The organism is Hyphomicrobium sp., assembly GCF_036833075.1.
In the GTDB taxonomy this organism is placed as follows: Bacteria; Pseudomonadota; Alphaproteobacteria; order Rhizobiales; family Hyphomicrobiaceae; genus Hyphomicrobium_C.
Genome location: NZ_DAITQL010000050.1, coordinates 21,916 through 31,715 on the forward strand (window position 1 = coordinate 21,916; position 9,800 = coordinate 31,715).

Annotated in this window: 8 protein-coding genes; 6 read left to right on the forward strand and 2 right to left on the reverse strand. The window is 62.7% G+C overall.

The genetic code is table 11. The features are described 5' to 3' along the window. Positions 1-11 precede the first annotated feature (11 nt). From V7082_RS14340 to V7082_RS14355, 4 genes are read left to right on the forward strand one after another with little or no spacing between them, the layout of a single operon-like run. Positions 12-704, forward strand: a complete 693-nt coding sequence (locus V7082_RS14340; RefSeq protein WP_334149660.1) for a hypothetical protein — start codon at positions 12-14, stop codon at positions 702-704. Continuing rightward, positions 701-1,399 carry a DUF2764 family protein gene (locus tag V7082_RS14345; RefSeq protein WP_334149662.1) on the forward strand — a complete coding sequence of 233 codons (699 nt, stop codon included), beginning with the start codon at positions 701-703 and terminating at the stop codon, positions 1,397-1,399. The genes V7082_RS14340 and V7082_RS14345 overlap by 4 nt, the downstream gene beginning before the upstream one ends. Further along, the gene (locus V7082_RS14350; RefSeq protein ID WP_334149664.1) at positions 1,396-3,198 is read left to right on the forward strand and encodes a V-type ATP synthase subunit A; all 1,803 of its coding nucleotides are present in this window, start codon (positions 1,396-1,398) and stop codon (positions 3,196-3,198) included. The genes V7082_RS14345 and V7082_RS14350 overlap by 4 nt, the downstream gene beginning before the upstream one ends. 54 nt (positions 3,199-3,252) lie before the next feature. Continuing rightward, positions 3,253-4,920: a Na/Pi cotransporter family protein gene (locus V7082_RS14355; protein WP_334149666.1), complete on the forward strand. Its 1,668-nt coding sequence runs from the start codon at positions 3,253-3,255 to the stop codon at positions 4,918-4,920. Positions 4,921-5,185: 265 nt separating this feature from the next. Here the strand turns inward: V7082_RS14355 and V7082_RS14360 are convergent, their stop codons facing one another. Further along, positions 5,186-5,803, reverse strand: a complete 618-nt coding sequence (locus V7082_RS14360) for a HupE/UreJ family protein (protein ID WP_334149668.1) — start codon at positions 5,801-5,803, stop codon at positions 5,186-5,188. 6 nt (positions 5,804-5,809) lie between these two features. Continuing rightward, positions 5,810-7,042, reverse strand: a complete 1,233-nt coding sequence (locus V7082_RS14365) for an agmatinase family protein (protein ID WP_334149671.1) — start codon at positions 7,040-7,042, stop codon at positions 5,810-5,812. 207 nt (positions 7,043-7,249) lie between these two features. On the opposite strand from V7082_RS14365, the gene V7082_RS14370 reads away from it, so the two are divergent. Together V7082_RS14370 and V7082_RS14375 are read left to right on the forward strand one after the other, a co-directional pair. Beyond that, positions 7,250-8,239 carry a LysR family transcriptional regulator gene (locus V7082_RS14370; protein ID WP_334149673.1) on the forward strand — a complete coding sequence of 330 codons (990 nt, stop codon included), beginning with the start codon at positions 7,250-7,252 and terminating at the stop codon, positions 8,237-8,239. Positions 8,240-8,435: 196 nt separating this feature from the next. Beyond that, a complete protein-coding gene (locus V7082_RS14375) occupies positions 8,436-9,749 on the forward strand; it encodes an APC family permease (protein WP_334149675.1) in 1,314 nt (437 codons plus the stop codon). Positions 9,750-9,800 lie beyond the last annotated feature (51 nt).

The window sequence follows — 9,800 nt, forward strand, 5'->3', positions numbered from 1 at the left end:
GGGAGACGGTCATGAGCGACCATCAGGCTGCCTCGCAAGCCTCGAAGGGCGTCGAGACGCTCATCTCACGCCTACGCGACGAAGGTGTCGCCTCCGGGCGGCGCGAGGCCGAGCGCCTCGTCAGCGAAGCCGAGACGCATGCGCGCGAAATCCTGGCGAAGGCGGACGCGTCGTCCAAGGCGCAGGTGACGAGCGCGGCGGAGGAAGCCGCGGCGCTGCGCCGGGCGGGTGAGGAGGCGCTCAGGATCGCTGCCCGCGACGCCGTTCTCGAATTGAAGGAGCATCTGGCCCGCCGGTTCGCCGACGAGGTGGGCAAGGTCGTCTCCGGCACGCTGCGCGACGAGGAGATGCTGAAGCACCTTATCCTGGCGGTCGCCGGGCGGGCGCGCACCGAGGGCGAGGCGGACAAGTCCAACAGCGTCGAGGTGGAATTGCCGCGCGCGGTGGTGGGCCTCGATGATCTGCGCCGCAATCCCGAGGAGCTCAAGGCCGGCTCGCTCACCCATTTCGTCGCCGCCTCGGCCGCCGGGATGCTCCGGGAGGGCGTGGTCTTCACCCGCGCCGAGGGAGACGACAGCGGCATCCGCCTGAAGCTGCTCGACCGTGGCGTCAGCATCGACCTCACCGACAAGGCGGTGGCGCATCTGCTTCTCGCCCACCTGCAGCCCCGCTTCCGGGCCCTGCTCGAAGGCGTCGTCAAATGATCGGCGGGCCACGCGAGCCCTACATCATGCTGATGGCGAGCCTGCCGTCGCTCGGACCGCTGCTTGGAAGCCAAACGCCGGCCATCAGCGCGACGCGGCTCGAGGCACGGCTCGGCCTGCTGACGCCCGAAGACCGCGCCACCCTGGAGGCTCTTCGCTCGGGCTTCGCCTGGAGCAGGCTCAAGTTGGGAGAGGATGATGCGACCTTCCTCGATCGCATCGACGGCCTGATGGCGCGGCTCGACAGCCCGTCGCTCAAGGCCGTGCTGCACGACCGGCTGCAATTGCGCACCATCATCGCAGCTTTGCGCCGCCGCGCGGCCGGGGAGGAGGCGCCTGCCGCAGACCTGCGCTGGGGCTACGGCGGCATCGTCGAGACCATCCGCAACAACTGGTCGGAGCCGAATTTCGGCCTGGGCCGCACCTTCCCCTGGATCGCCGCCGCCCGCGCGAAGCTCGAAGCCGGCGATGCGATGGGGCTTGAGCGGCTTGTGCTGCAAGCCGCCTGGGATTCGGCCGATCGGCATGGAGAGGGTCATCTCTTCGATTTCGAGGCGGTCGCCCTCTACTTCATCCGGTGGGCGCTCGCGGACCGCTGGGCTCGTTACGACGTGGCCATCGCCACACGTCGCTTCGAGGCTCTGCTCGACGCGGCGACCGCAGACGCCCTTACTTCGATCGAGAGCCCCCCATGAGTGCCGACGTCACCGCCTCCATCATCGCCGTCCAGGAAGACATTGTTCGCCTGCGCCTCGCCGATCCCGAGAAGGGCCGGCTGATGAAGAACGAGGTCGTCTATATCCGTCCCGCCCGCGAGCCACAGCAGCGCCTCAAGGCCGAGGTGCTGCGGGTCATGGGGGCAGAGGCGGACGCGCAGGTCTATGAGAGCACCGTCGGCATCGGCCTCGGCGACGGAGTCGAGCAGACCGGGCTCCTCCTGTCGGTGCGACTCGGACCGGGGCTCCTCGGCCAGGTCTACGACGGGCTCCAGAACCCGCTCGAGGCCCTGGCGCAGGGTCATGGCGTCTTCCTGCCCAAGGGCGTGGCCGCGCCCGGCCTCGACCCGCAGGCCCGATGGGCCTTCTCCGCCACCCGCAAGGTGGGCGAGCGGGTCCGCGCCGGCGACACGCTCGGCACCGTGCCCGAGGGACCGATCCTGCATAAGATCATGGTGCCCTTCGACCTCGACGAGGATTGGACGGTGGACTGGATCCGCGAAGGCTCGATGACCGTCGACGAGCCCGCGGCACGTCTGAAGGCCCCGAACGGGGCGGTGCGCACCGTCACGCTCGCCCAGCCCTGGCCGGTGCGCCGGGCCCTGCCGCGGCGGCTTCTGGACAAGGGCTACTCCACACGGCTCTATCCATCCGAACCGATGGTGACCACCCAGCGCATCATCGACGCCTTCTTCCCGGTGGTTCAGGGCGGAGCGGCCTGCATTCCCGGACCCTTCGGCGCCGGCAAGACCGTGCTGCTCAATCTCATCGCCCGCCATTCGGACGTCGACGTGGTGGTGCTGGTGGCCTGCGGCGAGCGCGCGGGCGAGGTGGTGGAGACCATCACCGATTTCCCGCGCCTCAAGGATCCGAAGACCGGCCGATCGCTGATGGACCGCACGATCATCGTCTGCAACACGTCCTCCATGCCGGTCGCGTCGCGCGAGGCGTCCATCTATACCGGGATCACCCTCTGCGAATATTACCGCCAGATGGGACTACGCACGCTGATGATCGCCGACAGCTCGTCGCGTTGGGCGCAGGCCATGCGCGAGACCTCGGGGCGGCTCGAGGAAATCCCCGGAGAGGAGGCCTTCCCCGCCTATCTCGACAGCGCCATCAAGGGTGTCTACGAGCGCGCGGGCGTGCTTAAGACCAATGACGGATCCGTGGGCGCCTTCACGCTCATCGGCGCCGTCTCGCCGGCCGGCGGCAATTTCGAGGAGCCCGTCACCCAGTCGACGCTGGCGGCGGTCAAATGCTTCCTCGGGCTCTCCTATGATCGGGCTTACAAGCGCTTCTATCCCGCCATCGATCCCCTGACCTCCTGGTCGCGCTACCGCAAGCAGATCGATTCCTGGGTCACCGAGCACATGGGCGCCGACTGGAGCGCGCGGATCGACGAGATGATCGACCTCCTCAACCGCGGCGAGGACATTCACCGCATGGAGCAGGTCGCGGGCGAGGACGGCGTCAGCCTCGAGGATTTCGCGGTCATGGAGGCGGCGAAGTTCCTGGACATGGTGTTCCTTCAGCAGGATGCCTTCGACGCGGTGGACAGCTCCATGTCCCTCGAACGGCAGAAGCAGCTCTTCGACCGGGTCTACGCCATCGTCACCAGCCGATACCGCTTCGCGGACAAGGAGGCGGCGCGCAACTTCTTCACGCGCATGACCGGATTGTTCAAGAACCTCAACTATGCCGCGCCCGAGTCTCCGGATTTCGAGCGGTTCGCCGGCGAGATCGACGCCCTCAGCGCCAGTGTTCCGGTGACGTGACGCCCGGGGGCGCAGGCCCCGGTGCGCACACGCCCGTCCTGAAGGAAGAGAACCATGGAAACACCCGGCGGGCTCAACCTCGCCGCCACCATCGGTCAGCTCGCCGGTGGACTCGCGCTGTTTCTGTTCGGCCTCCAATTGCTTACCGAGGCGCTGAAGCAACTGGCCGGTGCGCGGCTCGAGACCGTCCTCGGCGAGCTCAGCGCCAACCGCTTCCGCGGCGTTCTGGCGGGGGCGGGCGTGACCGCGCTGCTCAACTCCTCCACCATCACGACGGTGCTGATGGTGGGCTTCGTCTCGGCCGGCCTGATGACGCTCGGCCAAACGGTGCCCATGATCATGGGCGCCAACGTCGGCTCAACCCTCACCGCGCAGATCATCGCCTTCGACGTCTCCCGCCTCGTGCCCTTCATGCTGGCGTTCGGCTTCCTCGCCCACGCCTTCGCGAAGCAGGAGACCTTGCGGCTCGCGGGCCGGACGCTGCTCGGGCTCGGGCTCCTGTTCCTCGGCATCCAGTTCATGGGCGACGCAACGAGACCGCTACGCACCTTCCAGCCCTTCATCGACGCCATGCAGGAGATGCGGAGCCCCTGGATCGGCATCCTGGCGGGCGCCCTGTTCACAGCCGTGGTGCAGAGCTCGGCTGCAACGCTCGCCATCATCATCGCGCTCGGCAGTCAGGGGCTGATGCCGCTCGAGGCGGGCATCGCGCTCATCCTCGGCGCGAACGTCGGCACGTGCGGGACGGCGCTTCTGGCCGCCATCGGCAAGCCGGCAGTGGCGTTGCAGGTCGGCATCGTGCACCTCTTGTTCAATGTCTTCGGGGTGCTGATGCTCGTCTTCATCATTCCCCAGTTCGCGGATTTCGTGCGCGCCGTGTCACCCGTGGCCCCGGAGCTCGACGGCGTGGCGCGGCTCGCGGCGGAGACGCCACGCCAGGTCGCGAACGCGCATACCATCTTCAGCGTAGCGAGCACCCTGGCGCTCATCTGGTTCGCCAGCCCCATCGCGCGGCTCGCCGAGTGGCTCGTTCCCGCGAAACCGGCCGAGCGCGAGACCTTCGCGCCGCAATTCCTCGACGAGGCCGCGTTGGAGGTTCCGGCGCTGGCCGTGCAGCGTGCGCGCCTCGAACTGCAACGGCTCGGCACCCAGATTGTCGACCTGGTGCGCGCGAGCGCCAGCGTGGCCGTGCGCGGCAACGTGCAGGACGTCGCGTCTCTCGTACAGCGCAACAATCAGACCGAGCGGCTCACGACCGACATCCTCACCTATATCGGCCGGATCGGATCAGAATCGCATTCCGAAGGGGAGGGCGCCGTCATGACCGCGCTCGTCCGCCTCACGACGACCCTCGAGAGCGTGGACCAGATCGCCATGACACACATGGTGTCCGTCGCCGAGCGACGCCTTGCCGGCGGGACCGACCTCAAGCTTCTGCACGACGAGACGACCTGGGCCTTCGGCAAGGCCGTCTTTGCCCTGCTGGATGAGGCTGTTCACCTGATCGAGGATCATCAGCCCGAGGCGATCGCGCGACTTCTGGAAAATCGGAAGGAGATCGAGACGCTGGCGGCCGCGGCCCGCCAGAGCGTGTTGGCGCGTCTGCGCCTCGATAACCAGCGCGACGTGCTGAGCTTCCGGCTCGCGAGCGACATGATCGACCTTTTCGAGGGGCTGGCCCACTACGCCGGCGTGATCGCGCAGTCGACACGCGATTTGTAGAGAGAAGCGGGAGAGAATGCCGCCGACGTGCGCTCGCGCTGGTGGCTCGACCTGAGAGGAGCCCGGGATATTGACGTGATTGAGTGGAGGATATGGCGCGCCGGGGCGGATGAAGATGAGAACTTCGGGTCCAAGGTAGACCTAAGGGTCTTCCGCTAGGCCGAGAAAGCAGGCCAGAGACTGCCTCTCTCGTCCCAACACCAAAGGGAGCCGCACGAGTGGTCCGTTATACCCACTTGCGCTGCTCCCCAGGAAACGCCGTCATTCATACGGACAGAAACAGGCCCGCAAGGGCTATCGCGAACAGGCCCGCAAGGGCTATCGCGCCGCCTGCGACTCTCGAAGCTGCGCCGCGTGTCGCGAGTCCGGCGCTAAAACCCTTACCAGCTGCGATCCCGGTGAGATGCAGAATTCCAGTAGCGGTTAGAAAACCCAGAGCGTAACTCGCGCCCGACGCGTCGAGCGGCATCTCAGATCCATGCGCATAACCGTGGAAGACCGCAAAAAAGCCGGCGACCCCCATAGCGGCGGCGATCGGCAATGGCAACTGCAGCGCGACCACCAATCCTAGTGCGACGACAGACAGCGAGATGCCGAGTTCGACAAAGGGTAACTGGATTCCCCCGATCGCGAGCGCCGCTCCACCTGCCATCATGGCCAGGAAGCAAGCCGGCACCATCCAGAGTGCGCGGCCGCCCAACATTGCGGCTAATATGCCGACCGCCACCATCGCTAGCATATGATCGGCACCTCCGATCGGATGCATGAACCCGTGCATCAGACCGTGAGTCTCGCCATGACCTACGTGCGCCAGCGCTGGAGCTGCAGACGCCACGATTAAAAAACCGGCGATTGCCGAACGAACGACCGAACGATTTGTCATGGGATTTCACTTCATAACTTTGTTGCGATGACCGAGATGCCCCTCGGCAACGAGGGTGCCGAGAACGTCCAGCACAACGCGGCACGCAAGCTGTGCGGTGTTGTCGTTGACGTCATACGGCGGAGAAACTTCTACGACCTCCATGCCGCACAGGCCTTCGCGGGCGATGGTGTGGATCATTTCGAATGCTTCACGTGGAAGAAGGCCGCCAGGTTCCGGCGAGCCGGTCCCGGGTGCGAATCCGGGGTCGATCGAGTCAATGTCGAAGGATAGGTACACGGCTTTGCAGCCTTCCCACGCCATCTCCAATGCGATCTCGGCGACCCTCTGCGGACCGTGCTTCTGCACATCGTGCATTGTAAGCACGCTCGTGCCGCGTCGTTTGGCGACTGCTGTTCCCGGGCGATTGCCGTACCATCCGCCAATGCCGATCTGGACCAGATTTTTCGGATGGCAGTTGGACAACCCGACATCATGCATATGGCTGTGGTCGCGATGCGTGCCGTGAGTGCCTTCGTGCGTGGTCCAGAACCACGGAGTGGTGTGCATGCGCTCATCCATATCCTTTTCCTGGATATCAATGTGCCGGTCGATATGAATTATGCCCACGTTGCCGTCGATATGGGGCGCGATCCCGCGCACATTGGGGAACCCGAGGCTGTGATCACCGCCGCAGATGATCGGGAAAACACCAGACGTGTAGATATGAGACACCGCCTTCGTTACCTGATCGAAAGTTTTCTCGATGTTGCCTGGAATTACGAAAATGTCGCCGGCATCACAGAGATCAAGTTCCTCGTAGATGTCTACGCCGCCGTCGAACCAATAGCCGTCGTAGAGCGCGGAAATCCGACGCACGGCCTGCGGGCCGAAACGCGTTCCCGGCCGATACGTCGTTGCTGAATCGAACGGTGCGCCGACGAAGGCCGCTTCATAATTGCCAATTTTGCGAATGTCCTCGCAATAGGGCGCCTTCATGAAGGTATTGATGCCGGCAAAGGCCGGCTGATGGCCTCGGCTGAACAAAGAGATGTTCCGGTCGATGACGGAGTCAGCGGCTTCCAGTCCGAACTGGAGGGATTGCTTGACCTCCTCATCCTGCTTCCGCTGCGAGATGCGCGAAAGCGTCTCCATCGTCTTTGCACCGTGGGTATCTTCCCGCTTCACACCGTGAACTGAGTGGCGGTGTGTATGCGTGTGGCCATGATCGTGGCCGTGATCGTCTCTCTTGCCTGCCATCAACGTAACCTTGGTCGCTGCTGCACTGAGGTAGGATGATAGGCGCGAGCGCAGTGATTAAAACTCCCAAAGGCCTCATGATGAGCATTGACTCTGTCAATGTTCGGCAGAGAAACTGTCTCTTGCACGACGTTGAGGGATCTGTACGCTCTTGCGCGGAGTGGGCGTACGGTCCCGCCCTGTGCCCCCTCTGGAGCGTGCATGAGAATGCGTCAGAAGTTCTGCCTCGACCTCGACTGGAATCTCTTGAAGATCTTCCACGGCATCGTCGAGGCAAATGGTGTGACATCCGCAGCGAACGCGCTGTGGCGCAAGCAATCCACGATCAGTCTGGCGCTACAGAGGCTCGAGCGGCATCTCGGGAAGAAGCTCTGCCGCCGAGGGCCTGCGGGGTTTGAGCTGACAGACGAAGGCCGAATTCTGTACGAATGCGTGAGCGAGGTTTATGCCAAGCTCGACAGGATTCCCGACAGCCTCGACAACGCATCGCAGGAACTTCGCGGTCGGCTTCGGCTGCGCACCATTAGCAACTTCGTGAGCACGAAATTCGACAAGCTGCTGGTCGCATTCAGAGCGCGGTGTCCGCTTGTCGAGTTGCAAATCGAGGTGGCCACCTGGGAAACGATTTCACTCGCGGTCCTACGCAATGAGGTTGATATCGGCATTGCGCCCGTACACGCAAGATATTCAGAACTTCTGTATGAGTTCCTTACCCGGGAAGTACACCTCGTCTACTGCGGGAAGAGCCACCATCTGTTTGGAGTATCGCTGGATGCGGTGAAAGCCCTGTCCAACGAACCCCTCATCCTTACTGGTGCCGACGAACCGGACAGCCTGACCCACTACCGTCTGCGCCACGGGCTTGGAAAACGCGTCGCAGCATCGACTCCTAACCTCGAAGAAGCAAGGCGACTCGCAGTTCTGGGATTGGGCATCTGTTTGCTACCCGAGCGAATGGCGGCGGCCGATGTACGGAAGGGCAACCTCTGGCCGCTCACATCGAAATCACTTGCCACCGGATGCGATATCTATGCTATCTCGAACCGCAATGCGCCCAAGCGGCTCGTGACTGAAATCTTCATGGAAGAAGTAAGGCGAAAGGCCATCCGCCCCGTCGCGGAAGCGGCCTGCTCAGAAAAAGACGCCTTCTTAGCCCGCGATGTTGCAGCGGGCGACGTGGTTGCAAAAGCGAAATAATCGCGGTGCACCGCGCGCATATTGTTGCGCTTCAATGTTCCCTCTCCCTTAAGCATCAAATTGCTCAATGCAATAAATAGCCGCTCGGGAAGTTTTTCCGTCGCAGCCGTATGATCTCCTACAAACTGGGATTTGGCATCTCGGAAGTCGAGAAGCCGAGCCTCGGAAATAAAGAAACTTATACTGGGAGGTGGGGATGTCGGAGACAGCTTTATCATCTGTCCAAGACGCACCAATAGACGCGGGCACTATGCGCCGCACGTTAAACTGGACTCACGCATTCTGGATCGCGTCAGGCACGCCAGTGCTTGTGCTATTCTCGATAGGAGCGGTGGCATCAGCGGCGGGTAATATCTCGGCGGGCATTTGGATCCTGTCGATGTTCATCGGCTTCGTTCAGTGTTTTACATATGCTGAGATCTCGGGGCTTTTTCCGAAAAAGTCCGGCGGAGCATCCGTCTATGGTGCCGTTGCTTGGGTGCCGTACGGTAAGATGCTGGGGCCGATCTCCGTCTGGGCAAATTGGTTTTCCTGGTCCCCGGTGCTCGCTATTGGCTCTGGTCTGGCGGCTGGTTACGTCCTCAACCTGCTTTTTCCCGCCGATTCTTTGATCAGGACTTGGCAGGTCACGCTGTTCGATCTCTCCTTCATCAAGGAGGGCGTCGTCGTTCGGCTCAACGCTACGTTTTTCCTTGGCTTGGCGTTGATGCTGACGGTCTTCACCATCCAGCATCGTGGAATATTGAAAGCGGCGCGCGTGCAGATGATCATCGCGATCGCCGTTCTATTGCCGCTTCTTTTGGTCGGCATCGTGCCGTTACTCACCGGGGACATCCAAACACAGAACTTCACGCCGTTCGTTCCGCTCACTATCGACGCGGCCGGCAAGCCTGTGCACGGGGCATGGGACATGGTGGGAATGACCACGCTTATGGCGTGTCTTTTGCTCGCGGCGTGGTCGACCTACCCTTTTGAAACAGCTGTTTGCTACGTGAGCGAGTTCAAGAACCTCGGGTACGACACGGTTCGAGCACTCGTCTATTCCGGCCTGCTATGCATCCTGTTCTTCACGCTTGTTCCGGTTGCCTTCCAAGGATACCTCGGCCTCGACGGCCTTCTCGATCCAGGAATTTACGACGGCACCGGCGTGGGTCAGGTCATGGTCAGGATGGTCGGTGCAGGCCCGGTTTTAGGCAATGTCATTATCGCGACACTGACTCTTTCAATTTGTCTTGTCGTGATGACGGCGATGGCAGGCTCCTCGCGCACGCTCTACCAAGGCTCGCATGACGGTTGGCTGCCGAAATATCTCTCCCGCGTGAATACCCACGGAGCGCCGGTAGCGGCTATGTGGACGGATCTCGCGGTCAACACCGTACTGCTGTCAATCTCGGACTATGTATTCCTCATCGTCCTTGCGAACACGACGTACATGATTTTTGTGTTTCTCAATCTGCAGGCCGGTTGGCTGCATAGGATTGATAGGCCCAACCAGGAACGGCCGTACTGAACCGCCCCGGGTTTGCCGGAGGCTCCAACTCTTGAGAGACTGGAGCCATGA